The organism is Micromonospora sp. NPDC048063, from assembly GCF_043202855.1.
In the GTDB taxonomy this organism is placed as follows: Bacteria; Actinomycetota; Actinomycetes; order Mycobacteriales; family Micromonosporaceae; genus Micromonospora.
On record NZ_JBIDBG010000003.1, the window covers coordinates 423,453 to 444,245 of the forward strand.

19 protein-coding genes are annotated in these 20,793 nt (G+C 75.1%); 11 read left to right on the forward strand and 8 right to left on the reverse strand.

What is annotated here, in order from left to right; genetic code table 11:
- Positions 1–103: 103 nt before the first annotated feature.
- The 3 genes from ACGFZ2_RS10300 to ACGFZ2_RS10310 all read right to left on the reverse strand — a co-directional run bounded on the left by ACGFZ2_RS10300 (position 104) and on the right by ACGFZ2_RS10310 (position 5,047).
- On the reverse strand, positions 104–2,170 hold the full coding sequence (locus ACGFZ2_RS10300) for a 3-hydroxyacyl-CoA dehydrogenase NAD-binding domain-containing protein (RefSeq protein WP_393452026.1): 2,067 nt from the start codon (positions 2,168–2,170) through the stop codon (positions 104–106).
- 55 nt (positions 2,171–2,225) lie between these two features.
- Positions 2,226–3,422: a thiolase family protein gene (locus ACGFZ2_RS10305; protein ID WP_393265307.1), complete on the reverse strand. Its 1,197-nt coding sequence runs from the start codon at positions 3,420–3,422 to the stop codon at positions 2,226–2,228.
- Between the two features lie 296 nt (positions 3,423–3,718).
- A complete protein-coding gene (locus ACGFZ2_RS10310; protein WP_393452029.1) occupies positions 3,719–5,047 on the reverse strand; it encodes a ribonuclease D in 1,329 nt (442 codons plus the stop codon).
- A gap of 207 nt (positions 5,048–5,254) precedes the next feature.
- On the opposite strand from ACGFZ2_RS10310, the gene ACGFZ2_RS10315 reads away from it, so the two are divergent.
- Positions 5,255–6,457, forward strand: coding sequence for a trypsin-like peptidase domain-containing protein (locus ACGFZ2_RS10315; protein ID WP_393452032.1), 1,203 nt, complete (start codon positions 5,255–5,257; stop codon positions 6,455–6,457).
- A gap of 79 nt (positions 6,458–6,536) precedes the next feature.
- On the forward strand, positions 6,537–7,409 hold the full coding sequence (locus tag ACGFZ2_RS10320; protein ID WP_393452034.1) for a hypothetical protein: 873 nt from the start codon (positions 6,537–6,539) through the stop codon (positions 7,407–7,409).
- Between the two features lie 17 nt (positions 7,410–7,426).
- Here ACGFZ2_RS10320 and ACGFZ2_RS10325 read toward each other — a convergent pair whose 3' ends face one another.
- Positions 7,427–7,999 (reverse strand): DUF3000 domain-containing protein, encoded by a 573-nt coding sequence (locus ACGFZ2_RS10325; RefSeq protein WP_357696526.1) that lies wholly within the window; start codon positions 7,997–7,999, stop codon positions 7,427–7,429.
- Positions 8,000–8,196: 197 nt separating this feature from the next.
- On the opposite strand from ACGFZ2_RS10325, the gene hemE reads away from it, so the two are divergent.
- Genes hemE through hemQ form a run of 3 tightly spaced genes read left to right on the forward strand, consistent with a single transcriptional unit; the run spans position 8,197 to position 11,407 of the window.
- Positions 8,197–9,294 (forward strand): uroporphyrinogen decarboxylase, encoded by a 1,098-nt coding sequence (gene hemE, locus ACGFZ2_RS10330; RefSeq protein ID WP_393452037.1) that lies wholly within the window; start codon positions 8,197–8,199, stop codon positions 9,292–9,294.
- A 5-nt stretch (positions 9,295–9,299) separates the two neighbouring features.
- Entirely contained in the window at positions 9,300–10,709 is a 1,410-nt protein-coding gene (hemG, locus tag ACGFZ2_RS10335; protein ID WP_393452040.1) for a protoporphyrinogen oxidase, read from the forward strand.
- Complete coding sequence (hemQ, locus tag ACGFZ2_RS10340; protein ID WP_357696520.1) at positions 10,706–11,407, forward strand: hydrogen peroxide-dependent heme synthase; 702 nt, start codon at positions 10,706–10,708, stop codon at positions 11,405–11,407. The genes hemG and hemQ overlap by 4 nt, the downstream gene beginning before the upstream one ends.
- A 163-nt stretch (positions 11,408–11,570) precedes the next feature.
- On the opposite strand, the gene ACGFZ2_RS10345 is transcribed toward hemQ, so the two are convergent.
- On the reverse strand, positions 11,571–12,032 hold the full coding sequence (locus ACGFZ2_RS10345; RefSeq protein ID WP_393265291.1) for a GNAT family N-acetyltransferase: 462 nt from the start codon (positions 12,030–12,032) through the stop codon (positions 11,571–11,573).
- 19 nt (positions 12,033–12,051) lie between these two features.
- On the reverse strand, positions 12,052–12,552 hold the full coding sequence (locus tag ACGFZ2_RS10350; RefSeq protein WP_393452043.1) for a MarR family winged helix-turn-helix transcriptional regulator: 501 nt from the start codon (positions 12,550–12,552) through the stop codon (positions 12,052–12,054).
- An 89-nt stretch (positions 12,553–12,641) separates the two neighbouring features.
- On the opposite strand from ACGFZ2_RS10350, the gene ACGFZ2_RS10355 reads away from it, so the two are divergent.
- Positions 12,642–13,547 (forward strand): EamA family transporter, encoded by a 906-nt coding sequence (locus tag ACGFZ2_RS10355; RefSeq protein ID WP_393452046.1) that lies wholly within the window; start codon positions 12,642–12,644, stop codon positions 13,545–13,547.
- A gap of 8 nt (positions 13,548–13,555) precedes the next feature.
- Here the strand turns inward: ACGFZ2_RS10355 and ACGFZ2_RS10360 are convergent, their stop codons facing one another.
- On the reverse strand, positions 13,556–13,816 hold the full coding sequence (locus tag ACGFZ2_RS10360; protein ID WP_393265283.1) for a Prokaryotic metallothionein: 261 nt from the start codon (positions 13,814–13,816) through the stop codon (positions 13,556–13,558).
- Between the two features lie 158 nt (positions 13,817–13,974).
- On the opposite strand from ACGFZ2_RS10360, the gene ACGFZ2_RS10365 reads away from it, so the two are divergent.
- The 3 genes from ACGFZ2_RS10365 to ACGFZ2_RS10375 all read left to right on the forward strand — a co-directional run bounded on the left by ACGFZ2_RS10365 (position 13,975) and on the right by ACGFZ2_RS10375 (position 15,752).
- Positions 13,975–14,250, forward strand: a complete 276-nt coding sequence (locus tag ACGFZ2_RS10365; RefSeq protein ID WP_393452049.1) for an isoamylase early set domain-containing protein — start codon at positions 13,975–13,977, stop codon at positions 14,248–14,250.
- A gap of 116 nt (positions 14,251–14,366) precedes the next feature.
- The gene (locus tag ACGFZ2_RS10370; protein ID WP_393452052.1) at positions 14,367–15,113 is read left to right on the forward strand and encodes a lytic polysaccharide monooxygenase; all 747 of its coding nucleotides are present in this window, start codon (positions 14,367–14,369) and stop codon (positions 15,111–15,113) included.
- A gap of 66 nt (positions 15,114–15,179) precedes the next feature.
- Entirely contained in the window at positions 15,180–15,752 is a 573-nt protein-coding gene (locus tag ACGFZ2_RS10375; protein ID WP_393452055.1) for a DUF305 domain-containing protein, read from the forward strand.
- Between the two features lie 53 nt (positions 15,753–15,805).
- Here ACGFZ2_RS10375 and msrB read toward each other — a convergent pair whose 3' ends face one another.
- On the reverse strand, positions 15,806–16,219 hold the full coding sequence (msrB, locus tag ACGFZ2_RS10380) for a peptide-methionine (R)-S-oxide reductase MsrB (RefSeq protein WP_393452058.1): 414 nt from the start codon (positions 16,217–16,219) through the stop codon (positions 15,806–15,808).
- Positions 16,220–16,266: 47 nt separating this feature from the next.
- Here msrB and ligD point away from each other — a divergent pair, with 47 nt between their 5' ends.
- Together ligD and ACGFZ2_RS10390 are read left to right on the forward strand one after the other, a co-directional pair.
- The gene (gene ligD / locus ACGFZ2_RS10385; protein WP_393265271.1) at positions 16,267–17,292 is read left to right on the forward strand and encodes a non-homologous end-joining DNA ligase; all 1,026 of its coding nucleotides are present in this window, start codon (positions 16,267–16,269) and stop codon (positions 17,290–17,292) included.
- 305 nt (positions 17,293–17,597) lie between these two features.
- Positions 17,598–20,792, forward strand: a complete 3,195-nt coding sequence (locus tag ACGFZ2_RS10390) for an FtsX-like permease family protein (protein WP_393452061.1) — start codon at positions 17,598–17,600, stop codon at positions 20,790–20,792.
- Position 20,793 lies beyond the last annotated feature (1 nt).

Consider the following 20,793-nt stretch of genomic DNA (forward strand, 5'->3'; position numbering starts at 1 on the left):
CTATCCCCTTCCCGACCGGGCGGGCCGCAACGACGATCGCGGTGGCCGCCACCATCCAAGCCGGACGGGGCGACCACCGCGAACGCGGGGGAGCGGGGTGGACTCAGGCGGGCAGGCTGGCGACCCCGCGCGGCAGGAACCGCTGGCCCGTCACCTGCTCCGAGGTGCCGGTCCGGTCCAGGTACGGCGTGACGCCGCCCAGGTGGAACGGCCAGCCGGCACCGAGGACCATGCACAGGTCGATGTCCTGCGCCTCGGCGACGACGCCCTCGTCGAGCATGAGCCGGATCTCCTGGGCCAGCGCGTCGAGCGCGTTCTGGCGCACCTGCTCGGCGGTGAGCGGCTGGTCGCCGACCACCAGCAGCTTCGCCACCTCGTCGTTGACCTGGTCGTCGACGACGATCGGCTGACCGGAGTCGGCGATCCGCTTGAGGTTCTCGCTGACCCCGAACCGGTCCGGGAACGCGGCGTGCAGGGTACCGCCCACGTGGTACGCGACGGCCGGCCCGACGAGCTGGAGCAGGGCGAGCGGGCGCATCGGCAGGCCCAGCGGGTCCAGCGCGCTGTTCGCCACGTCCAGCGGGGTGCCGGCGTCGACGGCCGCGAAGACGGTGCCCAGGAAGCGGGTGAGCAGCCGGTTGACCACGAACGCCGGCGCGTCCTTCACCAGCACCGAGGACTTCTTGAGCTGCTTGCCGACCGCGAAGGCGGTGGCGAGGGTGGCGTCGTCCGTCCGCTCGCCCCGGACGATCTCCAGCAGCGGCATCATGGCGACCGGGTTGAAGAAGTGGAAGCCGACCACCCGCTCCGGGTGCTCCAGCTCGGCCGCCATCGCGGTGACCGACAGCGACGAGGTGTTCGTCGCCAGCACGGCCTCCGGCTTGACGATCTTCTCCAGCTCGGCCCAGACCTGCTTCTTGACGTTCAGGTCCTCGAAGACCGCCTCGATGACGAAGTCGGCGTCCGCGAAGACGCCCTTGTCGACCGAGCCGCTGACCAGGCCGTACAGCTTGGCGGCGGTGCCCTTGTCCATCCGGCCCTTGCTGACGGCCTTCTCGATCTGGGTGTGCACGTAGCCGACGCCCTTGTCGACCCGGGCCTGGTCCAGGTCGGTCAGCACGACCGGCACCTGGAGGCGGCGGGCGAAGAGCAGGGCGAGCTGGCTGGCCATCAGGCCGGCGCCGACGATGCCCACCTTGGTGACCGGGCGGGCCAGGCCCTTGTCGGGCGCGCCGGCCGGCCGCTTGGCCCGCCGCTGCACCAGGTCGAAGGCGTACAGGCCGCTGCGCAGTTCCTCCGAGAAGACCAGGTCCGCCAGGGCCTCGTCCTCGGCGGCGGTGCCCGTCGCGAAGTCGGCGTCCTTCGCCGTCTCCAGCAGGTCCAGCGCCTTGTACGCGGCCGGGACCGCGCCGTGCAGCCGCTGGTCCAGGGTCGACCGGGCGAAGTAGAGCACGCCCGCCCACATGTCCTTGTCGACCTCGGGACGGGTCACGGTGACCTCGCCGCGGACCACGCCGGCGGCCCACTCCAGGGACCGCTCCAGGAAGTCCGCCGGCTCCAGCAGCACGTCCGCGATGCCCATCTCGGCGGCCTGCTTCGGCTTGAGCATCTTGTTCTGCATCAGCGGGTTCTGGATGACCACCTGGGTCGCCGCCGGGATGCCGATCAGGTTCGGCAGCAGCTGGGTGCCGCCCCAGCCGGGGACCAGGCCGAGGGAGACCTCGGGCAGGGCCAGCGCCGCGGCGCCGCCGGAGAGCGTCCGGTAGTGGCAGTGCAGGGCCAGCTCCAGGCCGCCGCCCATCGCCGCGCCGTTGACGAAGGCGAAGGTCGGGATCTCGCTGTCCCGGAGCCGGGCGAAGACCCGGTGGCCGAGCCGGCCGATCTCCAGGGCCTGCTCGCGGTCGGCGAGCTGCGGGAGGCTGGTGAGGTCCGCGCCCACGCAGAAGACGTACGGCTTGCCGGTGACCGCGATGAACGCCGGGTTCGCCGCCACGGCGGCGGTGATCGCCTCGTCCAGGCTGGTCAGGCCACCCGGGCCGAAGCTGTTCGGCTTGGTGTGGTCGAAGCCGTTGTCCAGGGTGATCAGGGCGGCCGGCCGGTCCAGCCCCGGTACGTTCACCTGGCGCAGCAGCGCCTTGGTGACGACCTCGTTCGGTGCGGCGAGGCTCACTGCGTCTCCTTCGTTCGCGACTGCGGGACTCGCAGGCCCGGCTCGTTCCTCGCGCTCACTTGTCTCCACCCTCCCAGTGCGGGTTCTCCCAGATCACGGTGCCGCCCATGCCGATGCCGATGCACATGGCGGTGAGGCCGTAGCGGACCTCCGGGTGCTCGGCGAACTGCCGGGCGAGCTGCGTCATCAGCCGTACGCCCGAGGAGGCGAGCGGGTGACCGATGGCGATCGCGCCGCCCCACGGGTTGACCCGGGGGTCGTCGTCGGCGATGCCGAAGTGGTCGAGGAAGGCGAGCACCTGCACGGCGAACGCCTCGTTCAGCTCGAACAGGCCGATGTCGTCGATGGTCAGGCCGGCGAGGCGCAGCGCCTTCTCGGTCGACGGGATCGGGCCGACGCCCATCACCTCGGGCTCGACGCCGACGAAGCCGAACGAGACCAGCCGCATGGCGACCGGCAGGCCCAGCTCGCGGGCGACGTCCTCGGAGGCGAGCAGGCTGGCGGTGGCGCCGTCGTTCAGGCCGGCCGCGTTGCCCGCGGTGACCTTGCCGTGCGGGCGGAACGGGGTCTTCAGGGTGGCGAGCTTCTCCAGCGAGGTGTCCCGGGGCGCCTCGTCCACCGTGGCCAGGCCCCAGCCGCCGTCGGCGTCGCGGATCGCCATCGGCACCAGGTCGTCCTGGAGCTTGCCGTTGGCGTACGCCTTCGCGGTCTTCTGCTGCGAGGCGAGCGCGAAGGCGTCGGCGCGCTCCTTGGTGACGTGCGGGACGCGGTCGTGCAGGTTCTCCGCGGTCGCGCCCATGACCAGGGCGGACGGGTCGACCAGCTTCTCCGCGACGATCCGCGGGTTGGGGTCGACACCCTCGCCCATCGGGTGGCGGCCCATGTGCTCGACGCCCCCGGCGATGGCGACGTCGTACGCGCCCATGGCGATGCCGCTGGCGACGGTGGTCACCGCGGTCATCGCGCCGGCACACATCCGGTCGATCGCGAAACCGGGGACGGTCTTGGGCAGGCCGGCCAGCAGGGCGGCCGTGCGGCCGATGGTCAGGCCCTGGTCGCCGATCTGGGTGGTGGCGGCGATGGCGACCTCCTCGACCCGCTCCGGCGGCAGCTGCGGGTTGCGGCGCAGCAGTTCGCGGATGCAGCGGATCACCAGGTCGTCGGCGCGGGTGTTGGCGTACATGCCACCCGCCTTGCCGAAGGGGGTGCGGACGCCGTCGACGAAGACGACATCCCGGACTTCACGGGGCACTGGAGCCTCCTTTTCGACCATGATTCGGCCTCCGCGCCGACAGGCGGCACGGCGGACCGAATGAAGGTCGCCGGCACGGGCGTGTTCCCCCGGATGCTACTCGCCAGTAACCACCGCCGGCACCCACCCCCATGTGGCCAACCCCACACCCACCCCCCGCCCCACCCGCCCCCGCCCGCTACGGGTCCACGCGTTGATCATGAGGTTGTTGTCTCGACACGCCGGGGGTGGCGACAACAACTTCATGATCAACGGCGCGGGGGCGGGCGGGGGAGGGGGCGGGGTGGGGGTGGGGGTCAGGTGGGTGGGGGTGGGTCGGTTAGGGCCTCGGTGAGGTCGGGGAGGAGGAGGTTGATCTGCCACTCGCGGGCGTTGAAGCCGCGCAGCGTCTCCGCCACGGTCTCCTCGGTGACCTCCTCGGGAGGGACCCAGGCCAGGCGGCGGATCGAGTCGGGGGCGATCAGGTTCTCCGGGGGCAGGCGGTGCGCCCCGGCGATCCGGACCACCACCTCCCGGCACCGGGCCAGTCGGGCCGCCGCCACCGGGTCCCGCTCGGCCCAGCGGTGCGGCGGCGGGGGACCCTCGACCGTCGGGGCGACCGGCAGCGCGTCCTCCGGCAGTTGCCGGGCGTCGTCCAGCGCCGCCAGCCAGGTGCGGGCCAGCCGCCGCACCGAGCGGCCGCCGAATCCGGGCAGGGTGAGCAGGGTCTTCTCGTCCTTCGGGTCCAGCTCGGCCGCCGCGACGATGGCCGAGTCCGGCAGCACCCGCCCCGGCGCGGCGTCCCGTCGGGCCGCGATCTGGTCCCGGGCGTACCAGAGGGAGCGCACGCGCGCCTGCGCGCGCGCCCCGCGCACCCGGTGGATGCCGGAGGTGCGGCGCCACGGCTCGGCGCGGACCCGGGGCGGCCGGGCGCCGGTGCGCACCAGCGCGGCGAACTCCTCCGCCGCCCAGGCGGACTTGCCCTGCCGGGTCAGCTCCTCGTCGAGCGCGTCGCGCAGGTCGACCAGCATCTCCACGTCCAGCGCCGCGTAGGTGAGCCAGGACTCCGGGAGGGGGCGGCTCGACCAGTCGGCTGCCGAGTGGTGCTTCTCCAGGCTGTAGCCGAGTAGCTGCTCGGTCAGCGCGGCCAGGCCGACCCGCTCGAACCCGGCCAGCCGGGCGGCCAGTTCGGTGTCGAAGAGCCGGCGCGGGCGCAGCCCCACCTCGGCCAGGCAGGGCAGGTCCTGGCTGGCCGCGTGGAGGACCCACTCGGCCTCGCCGATCACCTCGTCGAGGGCGGTGAGGTCGGGCAGCGGCAGCGGGTCGATCAACGCCGTGCCGGAGCCGGCCCGGCGCAGCTGCACCAGGTATGCCCGCTGGCTGTAGCGGTAGCCCGAGGCCCGCTCGGCGTCCAGGGCGACCGGGCCGGTGCCGGCGGCGAAGCGGGCCACGACCTCGGCGAGCTCGTCCGGCGTGGCCGCCGGCTGGGGTGTGCCCTCGCGCGGGGCGGTCAGCGGAACGGGCCCGTCGGCGTTCGGTTCGGTACCCGCGTCCTCCGGCTCCGGCCGGGCCGACGGCGGGTGGTGCGCTTCGTTTCCCGTACGGCTTTCGGCGGCCCGACGGCGCAGGGGTGGTTCGTCGGTCACCTGACAACCCTAGTGCGCGACGCGATCCGACGGGTGCAGCCGGTCCGGTGCGTGTCGATCGGACGGTCGGACGGAGCCTCCCCCGGCCGGACATCGGGGAAGACAAACCCCTTTCGCGCAGGTACGGTCCATCGAGCCGTTTGCGCCGGTACGGCATCATCAGGCCCCGGGACACCGCGGGGCGGCTACGGGGAGGGCAAGGCGATCATGACTGCTGGCTACGGGTCGGCGGACACGGGTCCGGCGGGGCCGGGCGACGGGAGCTACCGGCCGGGGCCGCTGCCGCCCCGGATCGAGCCGCCCGCGCCGGCGTACCCGCAGAACGTCCCGGGACAGGCCCCCGCCGCGCCGCCGCGGACGACCTGGTCACCGCCCCAGCAACAGGGCCAGTGGGGCGCCGCCCCGGTCGCCCCCGCCGGCTGGGGGCAGGGGGGCGCGCCGTCCGCCACCCCGACAGCCCCCGGCGGCCCGACGTCCGCCGGAGCCGCCCCGGGCACCGGCTGGCCTCCCGCCGCCGGCCAGGCGTCCCCGGGTGCCCCCGGGCAGCCACCCGTGCCCGGCCAGCCGCCGGCCGCCGGGCCGGCCCAGCCGTACCCCGCCGGTCCCGTCCAGGCGGGCGCCGCGCCGGCCTCCCGGGGCCGCTGGCTGACCGTCACCGCGCTCGTGCTCGCCGGCCTGCTGGCCGTGGTGACGGGCGTGCAGGCGTACCAGATCCACGGGCTCTCGGACCGGCTCGGCGACACCGACCGCCGGCTGGACGCGGCGCAGGCGGCCGACGGGACCCGGCTCGACGGGCTGGAGAGCCGGGCCGAGGCGCTGGAGAAGCAGGCGGGCGCCGCGTTCAACCCGGAGGCCGTCGCCAGCGCGGTGCTGCCCAGCGTGTTCCGGGTCCGGGCCGGCAACTCCACCGGCACGGCGTTCGCCATCGGCAAGCCGGCCGCCGGCGGGGGCACCAACCTGTTCACGAACTACCACGTGGTGGAGTCGGTCTGGGAGGCCGGCGAGCGGGAGGTCTTCCTGGAACGCACCGACCAGCGCTTCCCGGCGACCATCGTCCGGGTCGACGAGGCGAACGACGTCGCCCACCTGCGGACCACCGGCAAGTTCACCGGCCTGGTCGCCGCCCCGGCCGCCGTGAAGTCCGGGCAGCAGATCGTCGTCGTCGGCGCGCCGCTCGGCCTGGAGGACAGCGTCACCACCGGCGTGGTGAGCGCCTTCCGCGAGGCGGGCGGCGGCCAGGGTCCCGTCGTCCAGTTCGACGCCCCGATCAACCCCGGTAACTCCGGCGGCCCGGTGATCAACGGCAGCAAGCAGGTGGTCGGCATCGCCACCGCCAAGGCCCGCGACGCCGAGGGGATCGGCCTCGCCGTGCCGATCAAGGTCGCCTGCGACGGTTTCAAGATCTGCTGACCCGGTCAGCACCCGACCCGTACCAACCCGGCCCGGCGGACCATGCTCCCCGGACCAGCTCACGTGGAGGAAGAACGACATGTCCCAGCCACCGACCGGGCCGGGCGGCTACCCGCCGTACCCGCCGCAGCCGCCGGCCGCGCCCGGTCAGCCGCCGTCGGGCGGCGTCCCGCACGGCACCACCTACGGCACCCCCCGCCAGCACACCCCCGAGCAGGCCGTGCCGCAGCAGTACGGCACCCAGCCCGCCGGGTCCTCCGGCTACCCGCAGTCCGCGCCGCCCGCCGGGTCCTCCGGTTACCCGCAGTCCGCGCCGCCCGCCGGGTCCTCCGGTTACCCGCAGTCCGCGCCGCCGGCCGGGTCCGGCTACGCCCCGGCCGGCACGCCGGCTGCCGCGCCCCAGGCCGGCCAGGTCTCCGTCCCGCCCGCCTTCGGGCAGCCGATGTCCGTGCCCCCGGCGTCCGGGCCGGCGTACGGGCAGCCGATGTCGGTCCCGCCCGGCTCCGCCCCGCCCTTCGGTGCCCCCGCGCCGGGTGCCGGCAAGAGCCGCAAGGTGCTGGTCCTGGCCGTGGTGGCCGGGCTGCTCTTCGTCCTGGGCGGGGTGATGACCGGCCTGTTCGTCAGCACGAGCAGCGAGCTGGACCGCACCGAGAAGAAGATGGCCAGCGAGGTCAGCCAGCGCGACGGCACCATCGCGGCCAACGGCAAGGAGATCGAGAAGCTCAAGGCCGACCTCCAGTCGGTGAAGGACAAGCTGGACGACACCGAGCAGGACCTCACCGGCACCCGCAACGACCGGGACGAGCAGGCCCGACAGAAGAAGGTCATCGCCAACTGCCTCGACAAGCTCACCACCGCTCTCGGCGCGGCGGCGGCCGGCAACAAGGCGGCCTACGACAAGGCCGTCCAGGGCATGGACAAGATCTGCAACGAGGCCGAGAAGTATCTGTGAGGTGACCCGTCGCGGGGTCAGGCCGCGCCGGCGGGGCGACGCTCCGGCAGCGCGGTCACCCCGGGCGGGGGCAGCCCGGCGGTCGAGGCCAGCAGCGCGCACCAGGCGAGCAGATGCGGGGCGAGGTCGTCGTCGACCGGCGTCCAGGAGGCGCGGATCTCGATGTCGCCGGCCGCGGGTGGCCCGGCCAGGTCGCCGAACCGGGTCGACATGGTCTGGGTGATCGTGCCGCCGATCGCGGTGTGGCCGGCGTCCTGCGCGTCCAGGGCGTCGGTCAGCCACGTCCAGCCCACCCCGGGCAGCAGCGGGTCGGCGGCCAGGTCGACCTCCAGCTCCGCCGTCACGTAGGTGACCAGCCGCAGGGTGCCCCGCCAGGCCTCGTGCCCGGCCGGGTCGTGCAGCAGGATGAGCCGCCCGGAGGCCACCTCGTCGCCGTCGCGCACGACGGTGGCGGAGAGCGCGAAGGCGTACGGGGCGAGGCGCTGCGGCGCGCCGACCTCCTCCAGCACGATCTCCGACCGGGGTGCCGCGGACCGCAGCCCGGCGACCGCGCGGGCGAAGGTCTCCGGGAGCGCGATCGGGGGGGCCATGCCGGCAGCCTATGCCCGGCAACCCGCCGCCGCCGGAAACGGCACGCCGGGAGCCGGCCCTCCCGCGGCCCGCGTGCGACGGCCCGGCGGGCCGGGGAAGCCCCGCCGGAGGCGCCTCCGTCCGGGCGGGCTGACGGGGGTCACAAAAGGCGGCGCTGCCCGCTGCCGCGAGCGTGCCGCGTGGCACGATGGCCGCGATGACCACCACCACGACGGGCGACGACGCCCGAGACGAAGACACCCGCTCCGGCGGACCGGCCGACTCGCCCTTCGTCCGGGCCTGCCGGCGTCGGCCCGTCCCGCACACCCCGGTCTGGTTCATGCGGCAGGCCGGCCGGTCGCTGCCGGAGTACCGCGAGATCCGGGCCAACGTGGCGATGCTGGAGTCCTGCCGCCGCCCCGAGTTGGTCACCGAGATCACCCTCCAGCCGGTACGCCGGCACGGGGTGGACGCCGCGATCCTGTTCAGCGACATCGTCGTGCCGGTCGCCGCCGCCGGGGTGGACCTGGACATCGTGCCCGGCACCGGCCCCGTGGTGGCCGAGCCGGTGCGCACCCTGCCCGACGTGGAACGGATCCGGCCGATCACCCGCGACGACGTCTCCTACGTGGACGAGGCGGTCCGGCTGCTCGTCGCCGAGCTGGGCGACACCCCGCTGATCGGCTTCGCCGGCGCGCCGTTCACCCTGGCCAGCTACCTGGTCGAGGGCGGCCCGTCGCGCACCCACGCGAAGACCAAGGCCCTCATGTACGGCCAGCCGGAGCTGTGGCACGCGCTCTGCCGCCGGCTGGCCGAGGTGACGCTGGAGTTCCTGCGGGTCCAGGTGGCCGCCGGGGTCTCCGCGGTACAGCTCTTCGACTCGTGGGCCGGCGCGCTGTCCGAGGCCGACTACCGTCGCTTCGTGCTGCCGCACTCGGCCGCGGTGCTCGCGGGGCTGGCCGACGCGGGCGTGCCCCGGATCCACTTCGGGGTGGGCACCGGCGAGCTGCTCGGCGCGATGGGCGAGGCCGGCACCGACGTGGTCGGCGTCGACTGGCGTACGCCGCTGGACGTGGCGATCCGCCGGATCGGCCCGGACAAGGCCGTGCAGGGCAACCTCGACCCGTGCGTGCTGCTCGCGCCGTGGCCGGTCGTCGAGGGCGAGGTGCGGCGGATCCTGGAGCAGGGCAGGGCCGCGCCCGGGCACGTGTTCAACCTGGGGCACGGCGTGCTGCCGGAGACCGACCCCGACGTGCTGACCCGGGTGGTGGCCCTGGTGCACGAGCTGTCCGCCCAGCCGGCGGACCGGGGCTGAGCGGCATGCGGGCACCATGGCGGGTGGCGGTGGTCGGCGGCGGGATCGCCGGGCTGGCCGCCGCGGTCCGGTTGCGCGACCGCGCCCCCGCCGACACCGAGATCACCGTGTACGAGCAGTCCGGCGCGCTCGGCGGCAAGCTGCGCACCGGCGAGCTGGCCGGCTCGGCGGTGGAGTTCGGGGCGGAGTCGTTCCTGATGCGCGACCCGGCCGGGGGCGAGTCCGCCGCCGTGGCCCTGGTCCGCCGGCTCGGCCTGGGCGAACGGATCGTGCACCCCACCGTCGGGCAGGCCGCGCTGGTGGTCGACGGCGCGCTGCGCCCGATCCCGGGCGGCACGCTGGTGGGCGTACCGGGGGATCTGGAGCGGGTGACCACGGTCGCGCGCCCGGCGGCGGACGCCGACGTCGACGCCGGCCGGCCGCTGCTCGGCGCGGACGACGACGTCTCGGTCGGCGCGCTGGTCCGGGCCCGGTTCGGCGACGAGGTGGCCGACCGGCTGGTCGACCCGATGCTCGGTGGCGTCTACGCCGGCCGGGCCGACGACCTGTCCCTGGTGGCGACCATGCCGGCGCTGGCCCGGGCCGCCCGGGTGGAGCACACCCTGGTGGGGGCGGTGCGCGCCGCGCAGGCCGCCGCTCCCCGGGCGCCGGGTACGCCGGTCTTCGGCACCCTGGCCGGTGGGCTCAGCACGCTGGTCCAGGCCGCGGCGGCGGCGAGCGGGGCGACGATCCGGCGGGACGCGGCCGTGCGCGAGCTGACCCCGACCGGGGCGGGGTGGCGGCTGACCGTCGGCCCGACCCGCGACCCGGAGCTGGTCGACGTCGACGCCGTGGTGCTGGCCGTGCCGGCCCGGCCGGCGGCGCGGCTGCTCGGCGCTCCGGCGCCCGCGGCGGCCGAGCGCGTCGGCGAACTGGACTACGCCAGCGTCGCGCTGGTCACCCTCGCGCTGCCCGAGCCGGAGCTGCCCGAGCTGTCCGGCTTCCTGGTGCCCAACACCGAGGGGCTGCTGATCAAGGCGTCGACCTTCTTCACCACGAAGTGGGGGCACCTGCGCCGGGCGGACGGGCTGGCGCTGGTCCGCGCCTCCGTCGGCCGGTACGGCGAGGAGCGGCAGGTGCAGCGCACCGACGAGGACCTGGTCGCCACCGTGCACCGGGAGCTGTCGGCGGTGCTCGGCGTGCCGCTGCCCACCCCGGTCGCCGGGCACGTGCAGCGCTGGGGCGGGTCGCTGCCGCAGTACACCCCGGGTCACGCCGACCGGGTGGCCGCCGCGCGGGCGGTCCTGCGGGCGCACCACCCGACGCTCGTCCTGGCCGGCGCCGGGTACGACGGCGTCGGCATCCCGGTCTGCGTCCGCTCCGGTGAGACGGCGGCCGAAGAGATCATCACAGCACTGGGAGGATCGGGGACATGACCGAGCAGACCAACGCGGCCCGGCTGCGGGAGCTCAACGCCAGCATCCGCTACACCATGTGGTCGGTGTACCGGGCCAGCAGCCCACTTCCGTCGCTGCGCGAGAACGTCACCGGCGAGGTCGAGACCCTCTTCGAGGAGCTGGCCGGCAAGGACGTGGTCGTCCGCGGCACGTACGACGTCTCGGGCCTGCGCGCCGACGCGGACCTGCTGATCTGGTGGCACGCCGCCTCCAGCGACGCCCTCCAGGACGCGTACCTGCGGTTCCGTCGCACCACCCTGGGGCGGGCGCTCACCCCGGTCTGGTCCCAGATGGCCCTGCACCGGCCCGCGGAGTTCAACAAGAGCCACATCCCGGCGTTCCTCGCCGGCGAGGAGGCCCGCTCGTACGTGTGCGTCTACCCGTTCGTCCGCTCCTACGAGTGGTACCTGCTGCCGGATGCCGAGCGGCGCGAGCTGCTCGCGGAGCACGGCAAGTTGGCCCGTGGCTACCCCGACGTGCGGGCCAACACGGTCGCCTCGTTCGCGCTCGGCGACTACGAGTGGATGCTGGCGTTCGAGGCCGACGAGCTGCACCGGATCGTCGACCTGATGCGCGACCTGCGAGCCGCCGGCGCCCGCCGGCACGTGCGGGAGGAGATCCCGTTCTACACCGGCCGCCGCCGCTCGGTCGCCGACATCGTCAACGGCCTCGTCTGACGTAGGGCCCGAGACCGACCCGCACGGCGCTGTCGAGCTGCCCCGCCGGGTGGGGCGGCGGCCTTTCCGGCGCTGGTCTCACCGGTGGGGCAGCTCGACAGTGACCCGAGGGGGCTGGTCCACCGGACGGCCCGGCGCCTCGCTCTGCCGGAGGATGCCGCATCTACTTGCGTTGGTCAGTGCCTTCCCGGCGCATCGGGGTGTGCGGGATGCCGTCCTCGACGTAGCCGGGGCCGCTGACGGCGAAGCCGTGCCGGGCGTAGAAGTCGACCAGGTGGGACTGGGCCTCCAGCACGCACGGGCGGTCGCCGACCACCTCCAGTGCCGCCGCCATCAGCCGGCCGGCGTGCCCGCCGCCGCGCGCCCGCGGCGTGACCACCACCCGCCCGATCCGCGCGACGCCGCCCGGGTCGGCGAGGATCCGCAGGTACGCTGCCGGCGCGCCGTCGTCGTCGAGCCACAGGTGCCGGGTGCCGGGCTCGACGTCCCGCCCGTCGAGTTCCGGGTACGGGCACGCCTGCTCGACCACGAACACGTCGATCCGGAGCCGGAGCAGGTCGTGGAAGGTGCGGGCGTCCAGGTCGGCGAACGAGGCGACCCGGATCGGAAGGTTCTGCTGCGGCATGCCGCGATGGTAGGTCGACTCACGGGCTGCGCGTGTCGCCGAGTGACTCCAGCAGGGTCCGCAGGGTGTCCGCGAGGGTGTCGCGCTGCGCCGGGGTGAGCGCGGCGAGCAGCCGGTGCTCGGTGGCGACGTGGTCGGGCAGGACCCGGTCGATGAGCGCCAGTCCCTCGTCGGTGAGGCCGACCTGCACCGCGCGGCCGTCGGTGTCGCTGCGGGTGCGGGTCACCAGGTTGCGCGCCTCGAGCCGGTCGAGCCGCTGGGTGACGGCGCCGGAGGTGACCATCGACGAGTGCATCAGCTGGGTCGGGGTCAGCCGGTGGGGCGGGTCGCTGCGGCGCAGGGTGGCGAGCACGTCGAAGGACGCGGAGTCGAGGCCGTGTGCGCTGAACGTGCGGTGCAGTTCCGCCCCGGCGAGCCGGGAGAGCCGGGATAGGCGACCGAACACCCCCATCGGGGAGGCGTCCAGATCCGGTCGTTGGGCGGCCCACTGCGCCAGCACCCGGTCGACGTGATCGGCCATCCGATCACCCTAGCAGCGGTGCCTTAGTGGTGAGGTAGTTCACGGCGGACGCCGCGCCACTTACCTTAGCGCTCAGATAAATTATCTCAGTGCTAAAGAATCGAACGCTCGTCCTCGGCGTGACCGCGCTGGCCCCGGCGATCTGGGGGACCACCTATCTCGTCACCACCGAGCTGCTGCCCCCGCAGCGCCCGCTGCTGGCCGCGGTGGTGCGTGCCCTGCCCGCCGGTCTCCTCCTGGTCGCGGTCACCCGGCAACTGCCCAGGGGCGCGTGGTGGTGGCGGGCGGCGGTGCTCGGCGCCCTGAACATCGGCTTCTTCTTCGCGCTGTTGTTCGTCGCCGCGTACCGGCTTCCGGGCGGGGTCGCCGCGACCGTCGGCGCGGTGCAGCCGCTCCTGGTCGCCGCGCTCTCCGCCGGCGTGCTCGGCGACCGGCTGACCCCGCGTACCGTCCTCGCCGGCGCCGCGGGGGTGGCCGGGGTCGGGCTGCTGGTGCTGCGGGCGGACGCGCGCCTCGACGGCGTCGGCGTCGCCGCCGCGCTCGGCGGCGCGGTCGTGATGGCCGGCGGCGTGGTGCTCAGCAAGCGGTGGTCGTCGCCCGCGCCGCTGCTGGCCACCACGGGTTGGCAGCTCGCCGCCGGTGGCCTGCTGCTCCTTCCGGTCGCCGTGCTGGTCGAGGGTCCCCCGCCGGCGGTGCTGACGGCCGGGAACCTGATCGGGTACGGCTACCTCACGCTCGTCGGCTCCGCTCTCGCCTACGCCCTCTGGTTCCGCGGCATCCGCGCCCTCACGCCCACCACCGTCACCTTCCTCGGCCTGCTCAGCCCGCTGGTGGCGACGGCGTTGGGCTGGCTCGTGCTCGCCCAGGACCTCACCCCGGCGCAGCTGTCGGGCGGGCTGGTCGTCCTCGCCGCCATCGTCGTGCAGTCCCGGGCGTCGTCCCGCCCGGCCCGATCCCCGCGCCGCATCGCCCCGTCGGCGACGGCCCCCCGGTGAGACTCGCGTCAGGCGGGGCGGGCGCCCACCGCGTCGCGGATCTCGGCGCCCTGGGCGCCCACCTCGGCGCGGGCGCAGTGCGCGCAGCAGAAGAACCGGCCGGACACCTCCACCCCGTGCCCGACGATCTTGATCTGGCAGTGCTCGCAGATCGGCGCCATCTTGTGCACGGCGCACTCGAAGCAGTCGAAGGTGTGCACGTCGCCGCTGACGGTTCGCACCTCGAACGCCATCCAGTAGTCGTTACCGCAGACCTCGCAGGTTGCCACGACATAACCCCCCGAAACAGGACACGTTTTCCCAAGCCTGCGGTACGGGCGCGGCTCCGGCGGTCGAAACAGTCGAGCTGGTCGGGTTCGGCGGCGTGTCGCCCCCGGCGTGTCGGCCGTTGTACGGGGTGACCGCGCACGACCGGAGGAACGACGACATGATCAAGCGGAACAAGCTCTTCGGCAACCAGACCCGGGTCACGTTCAGCCTGCCCCGCGACACCCCGCCCGGCGCCGTCAGCGTGGTCGGCTGCTTCAACGGCTGGGAGCCGGGGCGGCACGAGCTGGTCCCGCGCCGCGACGGCACCCGTACGGTCACCGTGCGGCTCGGCCCGGGCGAGTACCACTTCCGCTATCTCGCCAGCGGCGGCATGTGGCTGGACGACGACTCCGCCGACCGGATCGACGAGCGGGGCGGCCTGCTGCTGCTCTGAGGGGGAGCGCAATGAGGGTCATCGATGTTGTTATCGACAGGAGTCTTTACTGTTAAGAAGGTTTAATTTATGTTGGGTGGCACCTCACCAGCCCGAAGTCCGAAGGAGCTGCCACCATGCGCCGAAGAATCACCATCCCGCTCGTGGCGACGGGCGCCGTCGTCTCCACCCTGGCCGTCGCGGCGCCCGCCCAGGCCCACGGCTACGTGTCGGGACCGCCGAGCCGCCAGGCGCTCTGCGCCCAGGGCCGGGTCCCGGACTGCGGACAGATCAAGTACGAGCCGCAGAGCGTGGAGGGCCCGAAGGGGCTGCGCAGCTGCCACGCCGGGATCGCCCACTTCGCCGTCCTGAACGACGACAGCCGGGGCTGGCCCGCCACCGCGGTCGGCTCCTCGGTGACCTTCACCTGGACCAACACCGCCCGGCACGCCACCAGCAACTGGGAGTACTTCGTCGGTGGCAACCGGGTGGCGGTCTTCGACGGCGGTGGGCGGCAGCCCGAGGCCACCGTCTCGCACACCGTCGACCTGAGCGGCTGGTCCGGACGGCAGAAGGTGCTCGCCGTGTGGAACATCGCGGACACCGCCAACGCGTTCTACTCCTGCGTCGACCTCCAGGTCGGCGGGGGCGGCGGCCCGTCGCCCACGCCGAGCCCGACGCCGCCGGCCCCGTCGCCCACCCCGACCCCCACCGCCTCCCCGACCACCCCTCCCGCCCCGGGCGGCAGCTGGACGGCGGGCCAGGCGTACCAGGCCGGCGACCAGGCCACCTACGGCGGGCTGACGTACCGCTGCCGGCAGGCGCACACCGCGATCCCCGGCTGGGAACCGCCCCACGTGCCGGCGCTCTGGACCCAGGTCTGACCGCACGGGTGCGGCCCGCCCCCCGGCGCCCGCCGCACCCGTCACCACCCCGGATCGGAGTGCGCCATGCGACGGCTGCGCACGGTCGCCCTGCTCGCCGCCCTGCTGCTGGCATCCGGCTGCGGCGCGGGGACACCCCCGACGCCGCCCGCGCCCGCCGTGCCCGCAACGACCGCGGCCACCGGGAGCGCGCTGAGCGGGCTGGACGTGCTCTTCCTGACCACCATGGCGGCGCACACCGAGCTGACGCTGGAGATGGTGCGGCTCGGCCGGGACCGGGTGACCGACCGGAAGCTGCGCACCCTGGTCGCCGCCATCGAGGTCACCGAGTCCGACGAGCTCGCCACGATGCGCGGCTGGCTGCGGGACGCCGGGCCCGCCGGGACAGCCCACCGGCACGACCACGACCACGGGACCGCCGCCGGGGACCTGGCACGCCTACGGGCCGCCCCGGACGGCGAGGTCGACCGCGTCCTGCTCGACGTGCTCGGCGCCCACCAGGGCGCGGCGGCCGACCTGGCCCGGGCGCACCTGGCGGTCGGCAGCGACCCGAGGGTGCGCGACCTCGCCGGACGCGTCGAGCGCTCGCGTACGGCCGAGGTCTCGCTCCTGGCCGGGCTGGCGGCGGCCCGGCGCTGACCCGGCGACCCGGCGACCCGTGGTCGGGTCGCCCGACCCGGCGGCCCCCGCCCTCAGGCGTCGGCGCGCGGCTCCAGTCGGATGGAGACCGAGTTGACGCAGTGCCGGGTGTCCCTGGGGGTGAAGCCCTCGCCCCGGAACACGTGACCGAGGTGACTGTCGCACCGGGCACAGCGGATCTCGGTGCGGCTCATCCCCAGGCTGCGGTCCTCGATCTCCTTGACCGCGCCGGGGACGGCGGCGTCGAAGCTGGGCCACCCGCAGTGCGAGTCGAACTTCGTGTCGCTCGGGAAGAGCTCCGCGCCGCAGGCCCGGCAGCGGTAGATCCCCGGCGTCTTCGTGTCGACGTACTCGCCGGTCCACGGGCGCTCGGTGCCGGCCTCCCGCAGCACCCGGAACTCCTCGGGGCTGAGCCGGACCCGCCACTCTTCCTCGGTGCGGGGCAGTTCGCTCTCGTCAAGACTCACCCGCCAACGGTACGCCGGACGTCGGGGGTGTGGCATATGGTCGCGCAATGGGTGGCACGAAGGCCGCGGCCGAAGAGATCGAGGTGGCCGGGCACACCGTACGGCTGACCAGTCCGGAGCGGGTCATCTTCCCGCAGCGCGGCTTCACCAAGGCCGACGTCTTCCACTACTACGTCGCCGTGGGCGACGGCATCATGCGCGCGCTGCGCGGGCGTCCCACCACGTTGCAGCGTTTCCCTGAGGGCGTCGAGGGGGAGGCGTTCTTCCAGAAGCGGGTGCCCGCGCGGGGCGTGCCGCCGTGGGTGGAGACGGCCACCATCAGCTTCCCGAGCGGTCGCAGCGCCGCCGAGCTCTGCCCGGCCGACCTGGCCCACGTGGCCTGGGCCGCCCAGATGGGCACCATCGTGTTCCACCCGTGGCCGGTGCGCGCCGCCGACGTCGACCGCCCCGACGAGCTGCGCGTCGACCTCGACCCGCAGCCGGGCACCGACTTCGCCGACGCGGTCGCCGCCGCCGTCGAGTTGCGGGGGCTCCTCGACGAGCTGGGCGTCCCCGGCTGGCCGAAGACCTCGGGCGGTCGCGGCGTGCACGTCTACCTGCGGATCGCGCCACGCTGGACGTTCACCGAGGTGCGCCGGGCCACCATCGCGCTCGCCCGCGAGCTGGAGCGGCGCCGGCCGGAGCTGGTCACCACCGCCTGGTGGAAGGAGCAGCGGGGCACCCGCGTCTTCGTCGACTACAACCAGATGGCCCGGGACCGCACGATCGCCTGCGCGTACTCGCTGCGGGCCAACGCCCGGGCCACCGTCTCCACCCCGGTCACCTGGGACGAGCTGCCCGACGTCGACCCGGACGACTTCGACCTGCGCAGCGTCCCGGCCCGGCTGGCCGAACGCGGCGACCCGCACGCCGGCATCGACGACGCGGCGTGGGACATCACCCCGCTGCTGGAGTGGGCCGACCGGGACGACGCCGCCGGCCAGGGCGACATGCCGTACCCGCCGGACCACCCCAAGATGCCCGGCGAGCCGAAGCGGGTGCAGCCCTCCAAGGACCGCGACCGCCCCCGCTGACCGGCGCGCGCCGGCTCTCGTGCTGCCGCCCGGCGGCGTGGCCGTCACCGCCGGCCGGCGTACGCCTCCACGGCCTCCACGGCCGAGCGCAGGTCCGCGCCGGTCGCCTTTCGGTACGCGGCGATCGCCTGAGAACGATCTCCATCCGGCGATGGAAGCACAGCGCCGTCATCCCGTCCGCCCCGCGCCCCGGCGATGGACCGCCGCCGATCGGGTAACGATCAAGTAACGGGCGCGAACCTTTCCCGGACCGTCACCCCTCTCCCTGATCGTCGGCCCGACACCGGGCCAGGGGAGGGCATCGGATGAAGCTGGTGTGGAGGCGGGCCCACGAGGCGCGCGGGCTGCTGCTCGCGGCGGTGGTCGCGGCCCTGGTGGCGGTCGCGTTGGTCACCGGCCTCTCCGACTACAACCGCCGAGCCGTCGAGGCCGGCCAGCGCGCCCTGCTCACCGGGGCGTCCTTCGAGGAGCGCAGCATCCTGGTCAGCGGTGCGGCCGGCCGGGACGCGACCGAGTTCGCCACCCGCGACCGGGCGGTCCGCGACGGCTTCGCCGCCGGTCTCGGCGGTGCGCCGATCACCGTCGACGCCGCCCGCTACGGCGGTGGCCGTGAGCTGACCGGCGACCTCGGCCCGGTGGTCCGGGAGGACGACGACCCGGTCTTCGCCAGCCTCGCGACCCTCGACGACCTGCCCCGCCACGCGGAGCTGAGCAGCGGCGCGTGGCCCACCCCCGGGGCGTCCCCCGTGCAGGTGACGTTGCCGGAGAAGGTCGCCGGCGCGCTCGGGATGGCCATCGGCGACCGGGTGCCGATGCTGGACCGCAGGTCCGAGCGGACCAGCGAGGTGGTGCTCGTCGGGACGTGGCGCCCGCGCGACGCGGCCGACCCGTACTGGCTGTTGGCCCCCGGGGTGGGCGCCGGCAGTGCGGCGGACTCCGGCACCTCGTACGGGCCCTTCGTCCTGGACCGGGCCGACTTCGTCGCGACCTACCCGGGCGCGGTGTCGGCGTCCTGGGTGGTCGAGCCGGACCTCGCGGCCGTGGCCCGCGCCGGCCGGCTGCTCGACGTGCGGGCGGCGCTGAGCGCCGCCGTCGCCGAGGTGCCCGAGGCGGCCGGGCTGGGCTCCTCGGCCCAGACCGTCACGGCGATCGACCGGCTGCTCGACCGCGTCGCCCGGGCCGACCTGGTCGGGCGCTCCTCGCTGGCCACCCCGCTGCTGCTGATCGTGGTCCTCGGCGGGTACGCGCTGGTGCTGGTCGCCGCCCTGCTGCACGAGGACCGGCGGGGCCAGACCGCCCTGCTCCGGGCCCGCGGCGCCGCCCGGCGGCAACTGGCCGGCCTGGCGGCCCGGGAGGCGGCGCTGGTCGTCCTGCCCGCCGGCGTGCTGGGGCCCCTGATCGCCGGCGAGGCGCTGCGGCACGTGGGCACCGACGGCGCCGCCCCGCTGGCGCTCTCCCCCGGGAACACCACGCTGGTCTGGGCCGCCGCGGCCGCCACCGCCGCCGGCTGCCTGGTCGCGATGGTCGTCCCGACGCTGCGGGGAGCCGGCACGTACGTCGCCGACATGGCGGCTCGGTCCCGTCCCACCCGCGCCGCGACCGTCCAACGGGCCAGCCTCGACCTGGTGCTGGTCGGCTTCGCGGTGCTGGCCTGGACGCAGCTGCGCCAGTACTCCTCGCCGGTCACCGGGGCCGGCGGGCGGCTCGGGGTCGACCCGCTGCTGGTCGCCGCGCCGACGCTGGGCGTGCTCGCCGGCGCGGTCGTGGCGCTGCGGCTGCTACCGCCCGCGACCCGGTTCGCCGAGCGGTTCGTCGACCGCCGGCCGTGGACGGCGACGATGTTCGGCATGTGGCAGGCCGGCCGGCGCCCGCACGCCGGCCCGGTGCTGCTGCTCGCCCTCGCCGTCGGCGGCAGCACCCTGGCCTGGTCGCTGGTGACGACGGGGGAGCGGTCGCAGGCCGACCAGGCCGAGCACACCGTCGGCGCCGACCTGCGGGTCGTCGAGCGCACCGGCGCGGCGCCCGACGACCGGGCCGGTCAGGTCGGCGTGCTGCCCGGCGTCGACGGGGTGCTGCCGGCCTGGCGGGACGAGATCCGCCTCGGCCGCGACGACCTGCCGACGACGGTGGTGAGCCTGGACGCCGCGGGCGCGACCGGCGTGCTGCGGCTCAACGAGCGACTGGCCGACGAGCCGGTGCCGGCGCTGCTGGACCGGCTGACCCGGGCGCGCGGCGCGCCGGCCGGCATGGACCTGCCCCCGGGCACCCGCTCCCTCACCGGCACGGTTCGTACGCCCGTGCGGGACGCCGTCACGCCGCACCAGATCGGTCTCTGGGTGCTGCTGACCCGGGCGGACGGGCTGGCCTTCCGGATTCCGGCGGGCAGCAGCGGCAGCGACGGCCGGCCGGTGCCGTTCACCGTCGCCGTCCCCGACGGGGCGGGCACCGTGCGGCTGTCCGGCTTCGAGGTCGACGGCGGGGACGCGCGCGGGCGGGCGTACCGCCTGGAGGTGTCGGACCTGCGGCTGGTCGGCGCGGACGGCGCGGCCCGGCCGACGTCGCTGGCCGGCGGGTGGGTGGCCGCCGACGGCCAGGGGAAGCCGGTCCGCGCGAACGTCACGGCCACCGGCCTGAGCGCCGAGCGGGAGATCGAGTACCTGGCGGGGGGCCGGTTCGCGTTCCAGCCGCCGAGCCGCTTCGCCCTGGTGCCGGCCGCCGAGAACCGGCCGGTACCCGCGCTGATGACCCCGGCGGTGCGCGACGCGCTGAGTCTGCGCACCGGCGACACGGTCGACCTCGTGCTGTCCGGCGCGACGCTGCCGGTCACGCTGGTGGGCGAGCTGGACGAGGTGCCGTCCACGGCCGGCGCGGGTGTGCTGCTGGACCTGCCGGCGGCGACGGACTGGCTGATCCGGGACCGGGGCGCCATCCGGCCGGTCGCGGAGTGGTGGCTGGGCACCGACGGCGACGGCCACGCCGAGGCGGCCCGCGGGGCGGCCGAACTGGCCGGCACCACGCTGCTCGACCGGCGGGAGGTGGCCGAGCGGGCCGCCGGCGACCCGTACTGGCAGGGGGCCCGCACCGGGCTGCTCGCCGCCGCGCTCGGCTCGGTGCTGCTGGCGCTGGTCGGCCTGGTCGTCGACGTCTGGGCGACCGCCCGGCACCGGCTGGGGGAGTTCGCCGTGCTGCACACGCTCGGCGCCAGCCCCCGGCTGCTGGCCCGGGCGCTGCTGGCCGAGCAGACCTTCCTGGCCGGCATCGGCGTCGGTGTCGGCCTGCTGCTGGGCGCCGCGGTCGGCGCGACCATGGCCCCGCTGGTCATCCTCACGCCGTCCGCAGGTCGGCCGGTGCCGGAGGCCGCCTTCGTGGTGCCCTGGCTGCCCATCGGCCTGACCGCGCTCGGCCTGCTGCTGGCGGCACTCGCCTTCAGCGCGTTCATCGCCCTCGGCATCCGGCAGCGGGTGGCCGTGGCGCAGCTGCGGATCGGGGGAGACCGGTGAC

What these genes read in the sequence shown, in the direction of transcription:
- ACGFZ2_RS10320 (WP_393452034.1), top strand. Translation starts at nt 6,537, where the DNA reads ATGTCCCAGCCACCGACCGGGCCGGGCGGCTACCCGCCGTACCCGCCG.
- ACGFZ2_RS10345 (WP_393265291.1), bottom strand. Translation starts at nt 12,032, where the DNA reads ATGCCGCAGCAGAACCTTCCGATCCGGGTCGCCTCGTTCGCCGACCTG.
- ACGFZ2_RS10325 (WP_357696526.1), bottom strand. Translation starts at nt 7,999, where the DNA reads ATGGCCCCCCCGATCGCGCTCCCGGAGACCTTCGCCCGCGCGGTCGCC.
- hemQ (WP_357696520.1), top strand. Translation starts at nt 10,706, where the DNA reads ATGACCGAGCAGACCAACGCGGCCCGGCTGCGGGAGCTCAACGCCAGC.
- ACGFZ2_RS10370 (WP_393452052.1), top strand. Translation starts at nt 14,367, where the DNA reads ATGCGCCGAAGAATCACCATCCCGCTCGTGGCGACGGGCGCCGTCGTC.
- ACGFZ2_RS10350 (WP_393452043.1), bottom strand. Translation starts at nt 12,552, where the DNA reads ATGGCCGATCACGTCGACCGGGTGCTGGCGCAGTGGGCCGCCCAACGA.
- ACGFZ2_RS10375 (WP_393452055.1), top strand. Translation starts at nt 15,180, where the DNA reads ATGCGACGGCTGCGCACGGTCGCCCTGCTCGCCGCCCTGCTGCTGGCA.
- ligD (WP_393265271.1), top strand. Translation starts at nt 16,267, where the DNA reads ATGGGTGGCACGAAGGCCGCGGCCGAAGAGATCGAGGTGGCCGGGCAC.
- ACGFZ2_RS10390 (WP_393452061.1), top strand. Translation starts at nt 17,598, where the DNA reads ATGAAGCTGGTGTGGAGGCGGGCCCACGAGGCGCGCGGGCTGCTGCTC.
- hemG (WP_393452040.1), top strand. Translation starts at nt 9,300, where the DNA reads ATGCGGGCACCATGGCGGGTGGCGGTGGTCGGCGGCGGGATCGCCGGG.
- hemE (WP_393452037.1), top strand. Translation starts at nt 8,197, where the DNA reads ATGACCACCACCACGACGGGCGACGACGCCCGAGACGAAGACACCCGC.
- ACGFZ2_RS10315 (WP_393452032.1), top strand. Translation starts at nt 5,255, where the DNA reads ATGACTGCTGGCTACGGGTCGGCGGACACGGGTCCGGCGGGGCCGGGC.
- ACGFZ2_RS10365 (WP_393452049.1), top strand. Translation starts at nt 13,975, where the DNA reads ATGATCAAGCGGAACAAGCTCTTCGGCAACCAGACCCGGGTCACGTTC.